This is a genomic window from Streptomyces sp. CGMCC 4.7035, assembly GCF_031583065.1.
Lineage (GTDB): Bacteria > Actinomycetota > Actinomycetes > Streptomycetales > Streptomycetaceae > Streptomyces > Streptomyces yaanensis.
Window position 1 is genome coordinate 7,812,780 of record NZ_CP134053.1, and the last position, 15,758, is coordinate 7,828,537.

16 protein-coding genes and 1 rRNA gene are annotated in these 15,758 nt (G+C 69.3%); 11 read left to right on the plus strand and 6 right to left on the minus strand.

Annotated elements, in window-relative coordinates; genetic code table 11:
• Positions 1-25: 25 nt before the first annotated feature.
• Both Q2K21_RS34440 and Q2K21_RS34445 read left to right on the plus strand, forming a co-directional pair.
• Positions 26-187, plus strand: coding sequence for a hypothetical protein (locus Q2K21_RS34440; protein WP_310779864.1), 162 nt, complete (start codon positions 26-28; stop codon positions 185-187).
• Positions 188-365: 178 nt separating this feature from the next.
• Positions 366-1,928, plus strand: a complete 1,563-nt coding sequence (locus Q2K21_RS34445) for an FAD-binding oxidoreductase (protein ID WP_310779866.1) — start codon at positions 366-368, stop codon at positions 1,926-1,928.
• A 193-nt stretch (positions 1,929-2,121) separates the two neighbouring features.
• Here the strand turns inward: Q2K21_RS34445 and Q2K21_RS34450 are convergent, their stop codons facing one another.
• The 4 genes from Q2K21_RS34450 to Q2K21_RS34465 all read right to left on the minus strand — a co-directional run bounded on the left by Q2K21_RS34450 (position 2,122) and on the right by Q2K21_RS34465 (position 5,668).
• A complete protein-coding gene (locus Q2K21_RS34450) occupies positions 2,122-2,820 on the minus strand; it encodes a phosphatase PAP2 family protein (RefSeq protein ID WP_310779868.1) in 699 nt (232 codons plus the stop codon).
• A gap of 285 nt (positions 2,821-3,105) precedes the next feature.
• Positions 3,106-4,113 carry a C40 family peptidase gene (locus tag Q2K21_RS34455; RefSeq protein WP_310779871.1) on the minus strand — a complete coding sequence of 336 codons (1,008 nt, stop codon included), beginning with the start codon at positions 4,111-4,113 and terminating at the stop codon, positions 3,106-3,108.
• 218 nt (positions 4,114-4,331) lie between these two features.
• On the minus strand, positions 4,332-5,087 hold the full coding sequence (locus Q2K21_RS34460) for a trypsin-like serine peptidase (RefSeq protein WP_310779873.1): 756 nt from the start codon (positions 5,085-5,087) through the stop codon (positions 4,332-4,334).
• 152 nt (positions 5,088-5,239) lie between these two features.
• Positions 5,240-5,668, minus strand: a complete 429-nt coding sequence (locus Q2K21_RS34465; protein WP_310779875.1) for an ATP-binding protein — start codon at positions 5,666-5,668, stop codon at positions 5,240-5,242.
• Positions 5,669-5,870: 202 nt separating this feature from the next.
• Between Q2K21_RS34465 and Q2K21_RS34470 the strand changes: the two genes are divergently transcribed.
• The 9 genes from Q2K21_RS34470 (at position 5,871) to Q2K21_RS34510 (ending at position 14,864) form a co-directional block, all read left to right on the plus strand.
• Positions 5,871-6,716 (plus strand): helix-turn-helix domain-containing protein, encoded by an 846-nt coding sequence (locus Q2K21_RS34470; RefSeq protein WP_310779877.1) that lies wholly within the window; start codon positions 5,871-5,873, stop codon positions 6,714-6,716.
• Between the two features lie 11 nt (positions 6,717-6,727).
• Entirely contained in the window at positions 6,728-6,925 is a 198-nt protein-coding gene (locus Q2K21_RS34475) for a DUF397 domain-containing protein (protein ID WP_310779879.1), read from the plus strand.
• Positions 6,918-7,187: a DUF397 domain-containing protein gene (locus Q2K21_RS34480; RefSeq protein WP_310779881.1), complete on the plus strand. Its 270-nt coding sequence runs from the start codon at positions 6,918-6,920 to the stop codon at positions 7,185-7,187. The genes Q2K21_RS34475 and Q2K21_RS34480 overlap by 8 nt, the downstream gene beginning before the upstream one ends.
• A gap of 333 nt (positions 7,188-7,520) precedes the next feature.
• Positions 7,521-7,829, plus strand: coding sequence for a hypothetical protein (locus Q2K21_RS34485; protein ID WP_310781380.1), 309 nt, complete (start codon positions 7,521-7,523; stop codon positions 7,827-7,829).
• Between the two features lie 249 nt (positions 7,830-8,078).
• Positions 8,079-8,924 carry a hypothetical protein gene (locus Q2K21_RS34490; RefSeq protein WP_310779883.1) on the plus strand — a complete coding sequence of 282 codons (846 nt, stop codon included), beginning with the start codon at positions 8,079-8,081 and terminating at the stop codon, positions 8,922-8,924.
• The gene (locus Q2K21_RS34495; protein ID WP_310779885.1) at positions 8,914-10,239 is read left to right on the plus strand and encodes a hypothetical protein; all 1,326 of its coding nucleotides are present in this window, start codon (positions 8,914-8,916) and stop codon (positions 10,237-10,239) included. The genes Q2K21_RS34490 and Q2K21_RS34495 overlap by 11 nt, the downstream gene beginning before the upstream one ends.
• Positions 10,236-11,795: an SCO6880 family protein gene (locus Q2K21_RS34500; protein ID WP_310779887.1), complete on the plus strand. Its 1,560-nt coding sequence runs from the start codon at positions 10,236-10,238 to the stop codon at positions 11,793-11,795. The genes Q2K21_RS34495 and Q2K21_RS34500 overlap by 4 nt, the downstream gene beginning before the upstream one ends.
• A 7-nt stretch (positions 11,796-11,802) precedes the next feature.
• On the plus strand, positions 11,803-13,224 hold the full coding sequence (locus tag Q2K21_RS34505; RefSeq protein WP_310779889.1) for an ATP-binding protein: 1,422 nt from the start codon (positions 11,803-11,805) through the stop codon (positions 13,222-13,224).
• Positions 13,225-13,262: 38 nt separating this feature from the next.
• Positions 13,263-14,864, plus strand: coding sequence for a TraM recognition domain-containing protein (locus tag Q2K21_RS34510; RefSeq protein ID WP_310779891.1), 1,602 nt, complete (start codon positions 13,263-13,265; stop codon positions 14,862-14,864).
• Between the two features lie 47 nt (positions 14,865-14,911).
• Here Q2K21_RS34510 and Q2K21_RS34515 read toward each other — a convergent pair whose 3' ends face one another.
• Positions 14,912-15,460: a GNAT family N-acetyltransferase gene (locus tag Q2K21_RS34515; protein ID WP_310779893.1), complete on the minus strand. Its 549-nt coding sequence runs from the start codon at positions 15,458-15,460 to the stop codon at positions 14,912-14,914.
• A 116-nt stretch (positions 15,461-15,576) separates the two neighbouring features.
• Positions 15,577-15,693, minus strand: a 5S ribosomal RNA gene (gene rrf, locus Q2K21_RS34520).
• Between the last annotated feature and the right edge of the window lie 65 nt (positions 15,694-15,758).

Genomic DNA, 15,758 nt, shown 5'->3' on the forward strand with positions numbered 1-15,758 from the left:
ACTTGCCTTGGGTAACCTTGTGTGAGTGGAACAGCAGGACGCCCCCAACGGCCCCCAGGAACACCGCACTACGACGGTCGAGCAGGGCCGTTTCTGCGTGGCCCGCTGCACCTGCGGCTGGCGCGGGCCGGCGCGCAGAGCCCGCAGCCTGGCCAGATCGGACGCGGAGGGGCACGCGGTCGGCTAGCGGACGCCCGGACGCCCTCTTTCGCGCCCCCCGGACACGCCCCGTGCACCCCCGGACGCACCCCCGTGCACCCCCGGACGCACCACCCCCCTGCGCTGTAGCGATTCTGTGGCAATCACCTGCGGAACCCCTCGCCACGGGGCCCCGTCTCGATCCACGGAACCCATGGGAGGCGCACATGCAACGGCGTACGTTCATCGGCGGAACCACCGCCGCACTCGCGACGGCGGTCACCACCGCGTGCACCGGTGGCACGAGCGCCGCCACCACCACCAGCACCAGCACCACATCGAACGCCACCGGCACGCCCGTACGTACGGCCACCACCAGCACCCGCGTCGCCGCCAACTGGACCGCCCTGGCCAAGGACCTCGACGGCTCCCTGGTCCGCCCCGGCGACCGTGCCTGGTCCACCGCGCACCAGCTCTACAACACCCGCTTCGACTCCCTGACGCCCGCGGCCGTCGCGTACGTGGCGCACGCCGACGACATCCGCACCGCGATGGAGTACGCCCGCGCCCACCGCATCAAGGTCGCGATACGCAACGGCGGCCACTCCTACGCCGGTTGGTCCTCCGGGAACGGCCGCCTGATCCTCGACGTCTCGAAACTGAACAAGATCCGCGCGAGCGGCGGCGAGGCGGTCGTCGGCGCCGGTTCCAAGCTGATCGACGTCTACCGGGCACTCACCGCGAAGGGCGTGACGATACCCGCCGGCTCCTGCCCCACCGTCGGCGTCTCCGGCCTCACCCTCGGCGGCGGCCACGGCGTGGTCTCCCGGGCGTACGGGCTCACCTGCGACAGCCTCACCCAGGCGACCCTGATCACCGCGGACGGCAAGCAGCTCGTCGCGAACGCCACCGAGAACAAGGACCTCTTCTGGGCCCTGCGCGGCGCGGGCAACGGCAACTTCGGCGTCGTCACCGAGCTCAGGTTCAAGACGCATCCGGCGCCCCAGGCGGTGTCCGCCTACTTGACCTGGCCCTGGTCGAAGGCCGCCGCCGTCCTCAAGGCCTGGCAGGAGTGGGGCCCGGACCAGCCCGACGAGATCTGGTCCTCCTGCCACCTGGAGAACGGCGGCACGCCCACCGTCTCCGTCGCCGCGTTCTCGCTCGGCACGTACCGCGAACTCCAGAACGCGGTCGACCGCCTGGCCGCGAAGGTCGGCTCCCCGGCCCGCAGTGTCTCGCTCAAGCGGCATTCGTACGAGGGCGCGATGGAGGCGTACGCGGGCTGTTCCTCCTTCCCCACCGACGCCCAGTGCCATCTGCCCGGCTCGACGCCGGGCCGCTCCCCGCAGGGCGCCCTGGGCCGCGAGACGTACGCGGCCCGCTCGGACTTCTTCGACCGCTCGATCCCGGCGGCCGGCATCCAGACGATCCTGAACCAGGTGGCGCAGGCCCGGGGCGGCGCGGGCAGCGTCGCGTTCACGGCGCTCGGCGGTGCGGTCAACAGGGTCTCGCCGACGGCCACGGCGTTCGTCCACCGCCGCTCGCGGATGCTGGCGCAGTACATCGCGAGCTGGCGCGCGGGCACGTCCGGCACGACGGCCCAGTCCTGGCTCACGTCCGCGCACGCGTCCATGAAGAGCTACGCGTCCGGGGCCGCGTACCAGAACTACACGGACCCGACCCTGACGAACTGGCGGAAGGCGTACTACGGGGACGCGGCCACCCGTCTGACGCGACTCAAGCACCAGTACGACCCGAACGGTTTCTTCAGCTTCCCGCAGGCGCTGTAGCCCCGGGGAGCCCGGGAGGGCCTGAAGCCTGGAGAGGCCGCGAAGCCCCGAGAGGCCCTTAAGCCCTCGGAGAGGCCCTGAAGCCCGGACAGGCCGGAAGCCCAAGAGGCCCTGAAGCCCCAACAGGCCGGAAGCCCAAGAGGCCCTGAAGCCCCGACAGGCCTGAGGCCCAAGGGGCCTGGCCCCGAGGGGCTCAGGCCGCCAGATCCCGCTCCTCGGCCGTCGCATCCGCCCGCGCACCTGGAATCACGGCCTCCGCGGCACGCGCCCCGCGTGCCCGGATCAGCCACCCGGCACGCGGCGAGCGCTCCATCGCCTTGGTGAGCGGCGTGAGCAGAGCCGTGGCGAGCGGGGAGAGCAGCAGGGCGACGGCCGTGCCGAGCGCGAAGCCGCCGACGACGTCCGTCGGGTAGTGCACGCCCATGTAGACCCGGCAGAACCCTTCGAGGAGCGCCAGCCCGAGTCCGATGAGCCCGAACTTCCGGTTGGCGACGAACAGGGCGACCGCCATCGCCATGGTGAGCGTGGCGTGGTCGCTGACGAAGGAGTAGTCGGTCTTGCCGGTGACGAGGACGTCGAGTCCCTGGTGGTCGACGAACGGCCGCGGTCGCTCCACGAAGCCCCGTATCGGCACGTTCACCAGGACCGCGATACCCGCGGCCAGCGGGGCCCAGACGAGCGCGGCCACGGACGGCGCCGCCTCCTGGCCGCCGCGCCGGCGCACGCCCTGCCAGCACCACAGGATCAGCAGGACCATGGCGAGCAGCAGGCCGTACTCGCCGACGAACTCCATGACGCGGTCGAACCAGTGCGGCGCTTCCTTGGCCAGGCCATTGATGTCGTACAGCAGATCGACGTCGGGGTTCGACCCGGATTCGGCGAGTGCAGCCATCGTGCGCGGCCCCTTCGTCGTCTGTTTCCGTTCCGCGGACGCACCCGTACGTGCGCCGCTCCGCCACCCCCGTGGTCGTAGATCCGCTCCAACGCCAAGCCGACTGCCGTACGTCAACGCTCTACGTCAACAGGAACGCACAGTCTTCTTGTCTTCGTTCCACCCTCCACCGAATGATCACGCAGACGTTATCGAAGAGAGACTCGTCTTCGCAGCTCAGGGGGGAGATGTAACAGAGAGTTTCCGGTCGGTGTGCGCCCCTGCGGGCGCCTGTCACACCCCGATTCACACCGTTGTGGGCAGCGCTTTCGCGCCATCTTCGGTGACACGCGTCGCACCGAAGTATTCAGAGGTGTCAATCGGGTCGAAACGGATCACGGCGCCCGTCCTGGGAGCGTCGATCATATAGCCGCCGCCGACGTAGATCCCCACGTGATGGATGGCGCGGGAATTGGTCGGGTCGTGCGAGAAGAACACCAGGTCGCCCGGCAGGAGTTCGTCCCGTTTCGGGTGCGGACCGGCGTTGTACTGGTCGTTGGCGACACGCGGCAGGGTGATGCCCACGCTTTCGTACGCGGCCTTGGTCAGCCCGGAGCAGTCGAAGCGCCCGTTGTCGGCGGCGGTGCCGTCGCCGCCCCACAGGTAGGGGGTACCGAGCTTCTTCTGCGCGTAATAGATGGCCCCGGCCGCCTGCTTGGACGGGTCGACCCGTCGCACGGGCGCGGCGAAGCTCTTCTCCAGGGTCGTGATGATCTTCACGTAGTTCTGGGTCTCCCGATACGGCGGCACGCCCCCGTACTTGATGACCGCGTACGCCCCCGCGTTGTAGGCGGCGAGCATGTTCTCCGTCGGGTTCCCGGGTGCGTCCTTCACATACGAGGCGAGCTTGCAGTCGTACGAGGCGGCCGACGGGATCGCGTCGCGCGGGTCCCAGACGTCGGCCACGCCGTCGCCGTTGCCGTCGATGCCGTGAATGGCCCAGGTGCCGGGGATGAACTGCGCTATCCCCTCGGCCTTCGCGGGGCTCTTGGCGTTGGGGTTGAAGCCGCTCTCCTGGTAGAGCTGGGCGGCGAGCAGCGCGGGGTTGATCGCGCTGCACAGGTTGCCCCACTTCTGCACGAGCGTCGCGTAGGCGGCGGGCACGGCGTTCTTGGCGAGCCCGACCGATCCCTTCCCGATGCCGTTCGCGAGGTTCCCGGCGACCGTGTAGACCCCAACTACCAACAGCAGCACGAAACTCAGCGCGGCACCGACGGCAGCGGTCCCCCAGATCCACGCCTTACGCACCGTCAACCGCCCCTCGCCGCCCGGGAGTACGCCGAGGGTCAGTGTAGGGGCGCAGGCTGAAGACGGGACCGGGAAAGTCCTGGTCCGTCCCTCAGGAACGCACAAGATCGGCCACCGTCGGGATCACCGGGATCACCGGGGTCGGCGGCCGGAGCAACGGGGCCGAGGCGACGGGGCGGAAGCGACGGGACCGAGGCGACGGGCCGGGCGACGGATGAAAGGAGTCAGTCGCCCGAGGCGGCCCGGTACAGGTCCGCGGCCTCGTCCCCGAGGGCCACGCTGTAGGAGACGTCGGCGGTGGAGCCGCCCTGCTCATGGCCGCCGAGGACGCCCACGACGTCGCCGTCGCCGTTCACCCAGGGGCTGCCGCTGGTGCCGCCGGTGAAGCCGGGGCATTCGATGCGCTGTTGGGTACGGCTGTGGACGGTCGGCTTGTTGGTACAGGTGATCGGGGTTTCCCGCGAGTTGGGGTAGCCCGTGACGGTGACGGCGGTGGCGCCGGTCTCCCGCCCGGTGGCGAACCCGTTGCCCCCGACGACGTCCTGGACATCGACGTCGCCGATGGACTCCAGCGAGGCGAAGGCGACGTCGCTGTCCTCGTCCTGGTCACCGCTCCAGGCGTCGCCGATGTATGTCTTCGTCACCTTCCACACCCCGTACGGCGCCTGCCCGTCCCGGTAGCCGGGGACGAACCACACGGGGCCGCCGGCCAGGCAGTGCGCGGCCGTGACGATCACGTTGCGGCGCTTGCTGCGCACCACGGAGGCGGTGCAGAAGTGGCCGCCCTCCAGGGCGCCACCCGCACCGAAGAGCGCACCGACCCGTGAGGTGCGCGCACTGACCACCGCGTCGGTGGTCACTCCCAGCGGTCCGGGACCACCGTCGGCGGCCGCCACGGAGGAGGACGTGACGGCCAGCAGCACGACGGCACCTAGGAACGCGTGCCGCCGGTTACCTGGGGGGCGTGTGATGCGGTTCATCACCTCCCACTGTTACCCACCAAGGTGAGAAACACCCCGTGAGCATTCTGAAAATCGCCTAGGAGAATCCGTTGCTTCAGGTCAGCGCGTTTATCTGGGCCGCCTGGGCTTCCCCCCTTCGGGGGAATCCTGTTCGAGGGACTCCCGTCTCATCACGGTAGGCCACCCTGCTGACATTCGGCCCACAGCAGCTTCCCGCCCTTGGAGGCACCCAGCTCCCTCAGCACGGACACGCCCCAGGCGTCCGCGCACGCCCGTACGAGATGGAACCCGCGCCCGTGTTCTGCGTCCACCGGCGGTGCGACGGGGGAGGCCTCCTCTTTGAAGCCGGGTGGCACTCGAGGGTCCGTGTCCCAGACGGCGACGGTGAGCCGGTCGGAGGCGGCGGAGTGGATACGGAGGGCGTAGGGGCCGTTGGTGTGGAGATGAGCGTTGGCGAGCAGCTCCGATGCCAACAGTTCTGCGGTGGGGGTCAGTTGGGTGAGGTCATGGGCGGCGAGGGTGGCACGGGCGACGCCGGGGGCGCGGGGATCTCGCGGGAGTTGGAGGGTGTACGTCCACGGCGGGGATACGGTGGCCATGGAAGTCTCCGATCACTGAGGGGAGTTGAGAACGTGCGTACGGTTGCCCAGTGGCCGTCGCCGCTCCGTCGAGCGGGGCACTTCTGGGCGGGGCGCCGAGTTATAAAGTAGCGGCGCCCGTAAAAGGTCTTTCACGGTTCCGCTAAAAGGGCTTATCTATCACCTGTGTGGGTGACCTGTAGGACAAGGAGGCGGCCAGCCCGTGAGAAGCAACCCGACGGGACGGCAACTTCGCTTGGGCGCCGAGCTGCGCAAACTCCGCGAGCGTGCGGGACTGACCTCCACTCAGGCCGGTCAACTGATGGGCATCAAGCAGACCCAGATCAGCAACGTCGAGGCCGGCCGCGCGGGAGTGAGCCCCGAGCGCGTACGCACTCTCGCCTGCCACTACGACTGCGGCGACAAAACCCTCGTAGAGGCGCTCAGCGACATGGCGACCGAGCGGACGCGGGGTTGGTGGGAGGAGTACCGCGAGATCCTGCCCGCCGTGCTCCTCGACCTCGCCGAGGTCGAGCACCACGCCACGGCGCTGCGCACGGCCGTCACCGTGCACATCCCCGGCCTCTTCCAGACCACCGACTACGCCCGCGAGATCTTCCGCCAGGACGTGCCGGAGATGTCCCCGCCGGACATCGAGCACCGCGTGTCGTTCCGCATCAAGCGGCAGGCGGTCCTGTACCGGGACTCCCCGACACCGCAGCAGGCGATCATCCACGAGGCGGCGCTGCGCATGCAGTTCGGCGGCCGCACGGTGACCCGCGCGCAGCTCAAACATCTTCTGGACCTCAGCGAGCGCGACCACATCGCCCTGCACGTGATCCCGTTCGACGCCGGTGCGTTCCCCGGCTCGGGCCAGTCGATCTACTACTGCAGAGGTCCGGTAGCGCAGCTCGACACCGTGAACCTCGACCAGTCCCACGGCCCCGTGTTCCTTGACTCCGAGGCCCAACTCGACAAGTACCGCGTCCTGCTCGACCGTATGGAATCGACAGCACTCTCCCCCACCGAGTCACGGGACTTCATCCACAAAGCCGTCCAGGACCTGTGAAGGAACCCACCATGCCCACCAGCGACCTGACCTGGCAGAAGTCCTCCTACTGTGCCCAGGGCAACTCCTGTGTACACGTGGCCACCACCGGCCCCGGCACCATCCACCTCACCGAATCCGCCGACCCCAGCGGAGCGATACTCACCGCCACTCCGGCCGCCTTCGACGCCCTCCTCACCACCCTCAAGAAGGAAACCTCCCGTGGCTGACGTCCCCCCGAACCTCACCTGGGAACGCGCCGCACCGCCGGATGCGACCGGCCCTTGGATCGAGATCGCCTTCGGCGAGGGTGAAGGCGACGACGGGGACGCGCCCGTCTACATCCGTGAGACCGGCGACCCGGACAACATCGTCACCACGAACCGCCGCAAGTGGGACGCCTTCGTCCTCGGCGTCCAGGCAGGCGAGTTCGACCACTTCGTGGAGGGCGTCGAGGAGGTCGGGGGAGTCGAAGGCGGCGACACCCCCTAGATCCTCAGGGCGCAACTCCGCCCGCCGGCCCGGTCAAGCCACCCCCCAGTCCCCCACCATCGCCCCGCCAAGTGTCATGCGCGCCCGTTCGCCGTTCTACCTCGTTGCCCGGCGTGACCTGCCGTGATACACAGAGTGACCATGCACCCTTTTGGTATACCGATCCCCGCTCCCCTGAGGGTGCCCCGCGGGCCGGAGGCAAGGGAACATACGAATCCCGCCAATCAATGACGCCAAGTCGACATCCGAGAGCGCCATTGTCGGCGAGAATGAGTCTGACCTCTGCGATCGTGTCAGGGGGTACGGAACTACCCACTAGGGGCGGTGACTTACATGCTTTTCGCGGCCGAAAAGGGCGACATCAACACCATCATCGGCGGAATCGCCCCAGACTGGGGTCCCTTCGGCAGCCTGGGCAACGAAGCGCGCGTGATGGTCGAGGTGGTGATGGCCGTCGCCATCCTGCTCTGCCTGGCCATCGCGATCTGGGGTGCGGCCAAACAGCGCATCGGCGCGACGGCCCTGCGCGACACGTTCAGCGCCGAGCAGGGCAAGGGCCTCATCATCGCGGGCCTCACCGGGGTCTTCATCATCGGCTCACTCGGCACACTGTTCACGATCGTGTACGGCATGGCCGTCTAGGCCCGGCCGGCCCCGGACCGCCACGCCGCATCCGGCGCACCTGGCGCACCGTCAGTCCCGGCCGGTCGCGCCCGATTCGCTTCCCCCTTCGACCCATCCGTCCGTCGCGCCCACCGGCTGAGGTTGCGTTTCCCTGATGTCGAGTCACCACACCCCGCCCGCACGGGGACCAGCACGGCTACCGTCGTACTTCTACGTGTTCGGACACGAGGTGCGGAATGGCTACGAGGTCGAGGGGGCGTGCGCGGCGTGAGTCTCGATGACGGTGCCTCCGGCGGGGGCGACGGAGAGTACGGCGGTGTCGGCCAGACCCGGACACGGCTGCCCGACCGGGGCGGGGACGTGTACGGGGGTGCGCGGCGGGGCCGGTCCTCGTCGCGGAGCCTGGTCACGGTGGTCGGCGTCATCGCCCTGCTGATCGCGGCGATCGCCTTCGCGAACCGTGGGGGCGGTGAGTCGTCCTCTTCGGGCGGCGGGGGTGCCGGCGGCAGCAAGGCGGAGGCGGGCCCGACGGCGGCGACCGGGACGCGACCGGTCCAGTCGAAGGCCGGGGGGATCCCTTCGGGGTTCGCGCATGATCGGCAGGGGGCGCAGTCGGCTGCGGCGAACTATGGCGTGGCGCTCGGTTCCACGGGCATGTTCGACGCGAACCAGAGACGCACGATCGTCAACGCCGTGTACGCGCCTGAGGTCGCCGCCGCCCGGCAGTCGGACCTCGACAAGGCGTACTCCAGCGAGAAGTTCCTGGCCAACATCGGCCTCAACAAGGACGGCACGGCACCTGACGGCGAGACGTTCGTCTCACGGATCGTCCCGGTGGGCACCAAGGTCACGAAGTACAGCACCGACAGCGCGACCGTCGAGCTCTGGTACACGTCGCTCTTCGGCCTCTCCGGCGAGGGTTCCACAAACCCGGTGTCCGAGAGCTGGTACACAACGACGTACCAGCTGAAGTGGATCAACGGCGACTGGAAGGTCTCCGACTTCTCGCAGAAGGACGGGCCCGTCCCGGTCGGACGCGACCAGAGGGCCTCCACCGCTGACGACATGACCAAGGCCGTTGAAGAGTACGGAGGGTTCACTTATGCCCGCTAAACGCAGCGTACTCAAGGTTGTTGCTGCTGCCACAGCCGTGCAGACGGCCATGGTGCTGTTGGCCACCCACGCCTTCGCCGCTCCGAGCCCCACGCCCTCGTCGTCGAAGAGCAACGACCCCTGCGACCTCATCCGGGGCCCCGCCAAGAACTACTGCGAAAAAGGCAGTTCCTCCCGCTCCGGCGTCACCGACTCCCCCCTCACCGACACCCTCGACCCCCTCTCCTCCCTCGCCAAGGGCTGTGCCGACGCCGCCTCCTGGACCATCGACAAGCTCAGCGAGGCCGTGAAGGAGACCGCCACCGTCGACTTCACCAACGAGAAGTTCCTGCACCAGTACGAGATCGTCTTCGCGGCCTCCGCCATCCTGACCCTCGTCCTGTGGCTGCTGGCCGTCGCCAAGCGGGCCGTACGCGGCGTGCCGATCACGACCGCCATCTCCGAAGCCGTCGGCTTCCTCTGGCTCACCGTGCTCGCCTCCGCCTTCACCCCGCTGATCCTCTACACGGTCGTCTCGGCGACCGACAGCGTCAGTGACGTCCTCGCCAAGGCCACCGGTGACCAGACCGAAACGTTCTTCGGCACGTTCTCCGGCGCGCTGAACAAGGGAACGGACATCGGCGGCGGCCCCATCATGCTGATCCTGGTGTCGCTGGTCTCGATCCTCGCGGCGGGCGTGCTCTACCTCGAACTCTTCCTGAGGGCCGTCCTCCTGTACGTCGGCGCCCTCCTCGGAGTCGTCGTCTACTCCGGTCTCGTCGACAAGAACCTCTGGGGCCACGTCCGCCGCTGGGCGGGCATCATGATCGCGGTGATCCTGGTCAAGCCGGTGATCGTCATCGTGCTCGGCCTCGCCGGCGCCCTCGCCACGGACGACGGACCGGACGCGCTCGGGGCCGTCGTCTCCGGGCTCGCCATCATCCTGCTCGCCATCTTCGCGAGCGCCATGATCTACCGCTTCGTGCCCGGTTTCGGCGACGAGATCGCCGCCTCCCGCAACAACCGCATCATGCAGGGCGCCGAACGCAAGGCCGCCGCCGTCATCAGCTCCCCGGCGACCCTCGTCGCCCAGGGCATCAAGACCCACAGCACGCGCGCCGACAGCAACGGCGGAGGCGGAGCAGGCGGAGGCAGCCAGCCGCCCCGTCCCGCCAACCCCGTGACCGGCGGTGTGGCCGCGCACAGCACACGTACGCCGGGCGGCGGCGGATCCGTCCCCTCCGCTCCCCCGCCCCGTACCAGCCCGGCCAACACCCCCCACGCCAGCAACACCCGCAACAGCAGTACCAACCGCACAGGAGGTGAAGGGCGTTGACGACCGAGTCCCACGTGTCCCATCCGGTCACGCCCCGCCGGACGTATCTGATCGGCCGCGCCCGGCCGAACGCGATCATCGGCCGCAACCGCGAGTCCGGCGAGATCGTGCTGATCATCGCGGGCGCGTTCGTCGGCATGATGTGCGGGCTCCTCGTCCCCCTCCTCGCCCTGCGCATCGTGCTGCTGATGGGCTTCCCGCTGCTCGCGCTGGCCGCCGTGTACGTCCCGTACAAGCACCGCACGTTCTACAAGTGGTTCGAGATCAACCGCAGTTACAAGCGGAGTCTGCGCCAGGGGACGGCGTACCGCAGCGGCGTGATGGAAGCCGGCACGCAGTTCGACGGGCGCGAGGTCGAGATCGGACCGCCGCCCGGCATCGGCCGCATCACCTGGCTGGCCGCCCCCTTCGGACCCGACGAGATCGCGGTACTCCTGCACGCGGACCGGCGCACCGTCACGGCCGCCATCGAGATCGAGGGTCCTGGCGTCGGTCTGCGCGACAGCGAGGACCAGGAGGCCCTCGTCGACCGCTTCGGCACGCTCCTCAAGCACGTCGCCAACGGCGACGGCTTCGTCACCCGCCTCCAGATGCTCGCCCGCACGCTGCCCGCCGACCCGGACGCGCACGCCAAGGACGTCGTCCAGCGGGGCGACGAGCGCTCCCCGGCCTGGCTCCAGAAGTCGTACGACCAGCTCCAGTCCATGGTGTCGACGAGCAGCGAGCAGCACCGCGCGTACCTCGTCGCCTGCATGCACTACACCCGTGAGCTGGCCGCCGAGGCCCAGGCCATGGCGCGTGCCGCTCGCCCGCAGGGCGGCAAGAAGGTCGACCGGGACGCCGGGCTCGCGGTCGTCATGGCGCGCGAGCTGACCGACATCTGCTCGCGGTTGCAGGAAGCCGACATCCGCGTACGACAGCCGCTGGGACAGGGCCGGCTCGCCTCCCTCATCCACTCCATGTACGACCCCGACCACCCCATCGACCACATCCAGGCGATGACCCAGCGCAACGCCTGGCCCGCCGAGCTCGACGCCATGGAGCCCACCTTCCTCCAGGCCAAGACCCGGGAGTCCTCCACCCGCGCCCCCTGGTGCCATGCCACCGCCTGGGTGAAGGAGTGGCCGATGACGCCCGTAGGCGTCAACTTCCTGGCCCCCCTCCTCGTCCACACCCCGGACGTCATCCGTACGGTCGCCGTCACCATGGACCTCGAACCCACCGAGGTCGCCATTGAGCGCATGCTGACCGAGAAGACCAACGACGAGGCCGAGGCCAGCCGCGCCGCCAAGATGAACCGCACCGTCGACCCTCGTGACATCGCCGCCCACTCCCGTCTCGACCAGCGCGGCGAGGACCTGGCGAGCGGCGCCGCGGGCGTCAACCTGGTCGGCTACATCACCGTCTCCTCCCGCTCCCCCGAGGCCCTGGCCCGCGACAAGCGCACCATCCGCGCATCCGCCGGCAAGTCCTATCTGAAGCTGGAGTGGTGCGACCGCGAGCACCACCGGGCCTTCGTCAACACGCTCCCCTTCGCCACCGGTATTCGGAGGTAAGGCCCCGATGCGGGATCCGCTGTCCGTCCTGACCGACGCCTTCACGTCCTTCCTCTTCGGCAAGGTCGAGACGACCCGGCTGCCCGTCCGCACATCCACGGGCCAGGCCCAGGCCGTCTACCTGCCGACGGCCGCGCCCGGCCTCGGCGACTCCGGTGTGATCATCGGCCGGGAGGTGTACTCCGGGAAGGGTTACATCTACGACCCCTTCCAGCTGTACGGCCAGCAGCTCCCGGCCCCGCACTGGCTCGTCCTCGGCGAGTCCGGCAACGGCAAGTCGGCGCTGGAGAAGACGTACGTCCTGCGCCAGCTGCGGTTCCGCGACCGCCAGGTCGTGGTGCTCGACGCGCAGGGCGAGGACGGCGTCGGCGAGTGGAACCTCATCGCCGAGGAGCTGGGGATAACTCCCATCCGGCTGGACCCGACGGCGGCGCTCGACCACGGCATCCGGCTCAACCCGCTCGACCCGGCGATCACGACGACGGGGCAGTTGGCCCTGCTCCGGACGATCATCGAGGTCGCGATGGGGCACGGCCTGGACGAACGGTCCGGCTTCGCGCTGAAGGTCGCCCACGCGTACGTCAACGAGACCATCGTCCAGCGCCAGCCGGTGCTCACCGACATCGTCGAGCAGCTGCGGCACCCCGAGCCCGAGTCGGCGGAGGCGATGAACGTCGCCCTGGACGACGTACGGGCCTGGGGCCTGGACGTGGCGCTGGTCCTGGACCGCCTGGTCGACGGTGACCTCAGGGGCATGTTCGACGGCCCCACGACGGTCGGCATCGACCTGGACGCGCCCCTGATCGTCTTCGACCTCTCCCACATCGACCGCAACTCGATCGCCATGCCGATCCTGATGGCGATCGTGGGGGTGTGGCTGGAGCACACCTGGATCCGCCCCGACCGGAAGAAGCGCATCTTCCTGGTCGAGGAGGCCTGGCACATCATCAACAGCCCGTTCGTGGCCCAGCTCTTCCAGCGGCTGCTGAAGTTCGGCCGAAGGCTCGGTCTGTCCTTCGTGGCGGTCGTGCACCACCTGAGCGACGTGGTGGACGGCGCGGCGGCCAAGGAGGCCGCCGCGATCCTGAAAATGGCGTCGACAAGGACGATTTATGCCCAGAAGGCGGACGAGGCCCGGGCGACCGGCCGGGTGCTGGGTCTGCCCAGGTGGGCCGTGGAGATCATCCCGACCCTGACGCCCGGCATCGCGGTATGGGACGTCAACGGCAATGTGCAGGTGGTCAAACACCTCGTCACGGAGACGGAAAGGCCGCTCGTCTTCACCGACCGCGCGATGACGGAGTCGTCGAGCGACGTGACGGACGACGCGCTGCGCGCCGCGGAACTGGAGGCGGAGGAACGAGCGGCGGCGTTCGTGGAACAGCGGCTGAGCGACCTGGACGGCTCGTCCGAGTCGACGGTGGCGTAGACGTCCGGCACGGACGGTGGCATAGACATGGGGTCCCGATGAGACCAGGCAAGGAGCAGCGGGACGGGCAGGGAGGCATCCCCGACGGCCTGCTGGTGAGCGTACTCGCCTTCCTGATCGGCGTGACGCTGATGGTGTGGACGGCCACCGGCCTCGCGAGCCGGCTGGCACAGGGCTCCTGGCCGCACGGCGTCCGGTTCAGCCGTACGCCCATGGCCATGCGCCATCTGATCGCCCAGCCGCACGACATCGCGGGGGCCTGGCCGGACACTCCGCCCGATCAGCTGTCCGGGTACGGGCTGTTCTGGGGCCTGTTCATAAGCGAACTGATGGTGCTGTTCGTGCTGACCGTGTTCGCGATCGGCACAGTGGCACGCTGGAAGGCGGTGCGTGCGCGCCGAAAGGCGACTGCTCCGGTTCCGGACCCCGGCCGGGGAGCGGCGGAGCGGCAGGCCGCGGCAACACCGACGAGCACGGGGGCCGCGCCAGAGGCCGTGGCCGCGCCCTACGAGGTCCCGGTGGTACCGGTGGCCCCGGACGCCCCAGTGGCCCCGGTACCGGCGGTACCGGCGGTACCGCACGAGGTGGCCGCGCCCCACCAGACGGCCGTCGAAGCCACCGAGGCGGTCCTCACATCCGCGAAGTCGTCGTCGACACCGGCCGTTCCACCGGCCGCTCCCCTGGTCGCCGAGGGACGGCCCGCAGGCGCCTGGACGGCCCCCTCGGTGGTCCTCGGCACCCCTGAAACCCGCCGCCCCGTCGCCGCCCAGGCCGTACGCGACGCGGAGGGTCCGGCCCTCGTCATCACTTCCAGCCCCGCTCTGTGGGCGGAGACCAAGGACGCCCGCGCCAAGCTCGGCCCCGTCCTCCTGTACGACCCCTCCCACCTGTGCGACACCCCCGCCCGGCTGCACTGGTCTCCCGCCTCCGGCTGCGAGGACAGGGCGACCGCGGGGGCACGCGCCACCGCGCTGCTCGCCCCGGTGCGCCCCACGGCCCGTATCGACCAGGCGGTGGCCGACGTCGCGGAAACGCTCCTGCGGAGCTATCTGCACGCCGCCGCCGTGGACGGCCGCACCATCCGGCACATCCACCGCTGGGCCCAGGGCACCCAGGTGCAGGAGGCGGTACGAGCACTGCGGACGAACCCCAAGGCGTCGTCAGGTGCGGCCGGCGAGCTGGAGGCGGCCCTCACCTCGCACCCCGAACGCCGTGACATGGCACAGGAACTGACGGCCCGCGCACTGTCCTCCCTCTCCACGGTCAATATCCGCGAGGCATGCACATCCAACCGAAATGACAGCGTCGCCTTGGATTCCTTCGTGAACGAAGGGGGAACGCTTTATGTAGTGGGTGAAACCATCGAGGACCCCAGGCAACGTCCCGGTGCGATGCCCCTGTTGACGGCCCTCGCCTCCAGCGTGGTCGAGCGCGGCCGGCGCATGGCCGAACGGTCATCCTCCGGTCGCCTCGACCCACCACTCACCCTCGTCCTGGACGACGTGGCGGCCGTGGCCCCTCTGCCCCAGCTCCCGGACCTCCTGTCCACCGGAGCCGACCGAGGCCTGCCCACCCTGGCCTTGCTCCGCTCCCGCGAACAGGCAAGGGCCCGCTGGCCGCAGTACGAGCTTCCGGTGTAGCTGCGCCCACCCGGCAAGCGGAACCCACCCCCGGCCGACCCCGGCTGCTACGGCCGCTCGATCACGAACTCCAGCTCGTTCTCGTCCCCCGACACTGCCGCCACCGGCACAGTGACACCACTCGGCACGAACCCCACCTTGCGATACAGGGCCTGGGCCCGCCCGTTCCTCTCATGCACGATCAACCGAACACGCTCGGCCCCCCACCCCCACGCCCACTCCAGCCCGGCGTCGAACAGCTCCTTGGTCAACCCGGTCCCCCGGTGCTCGGGCCGTACGAACACCCCGACGACATGCCCCTGCTTCCGCTCGACCGGAAACCCGGCCCAGTCCGTCGTCCCGGCCTCCTCGACCAGCACGGCCAGGGTGCCGACCCAGCTCCCGTCCGGGGCCTCGGCGATGATCTGCCGCGCGCCGGCCGCCCCTTCGGCGGCTCCCGCCGCCCGCTCCTGCCAGAAGGAATCCGGCTTGGCGAGGGCCTCCTCGTAGGTCTCCAGGAAGGCAAGATGCGCCACCGGATCCTGCAGCGAGGCGAGCCGCAACTCCTTCACCGCGGGCCACTCATCAGGACGTATGGACCGAATCACATAGGACATGCGGCCACGGTAACGGCCGCACGCGACAGGTGCGGCCCCATTTTCCAGGCCCCTGCCTGGTGCCGTAAACGCAGAAAACCCCCGTGCCGATCGGCACGGGGGTTTTCTCAATATTTGTTCGGCGGCGTCCTACTCTCCCACAGGGTCCCCCCTGCAGTACCATCGGCGCTGTAAGGCTTAGCTTCCGGGTTCGGAATGTAACCGGGCGTTTCCCTCACGCTATGGCCACCGAAACACTATGAAACAGACAACCCGACCGCTGCTGTGACTACAGCGGGGTTGTTCGTGGTTTCAGAAC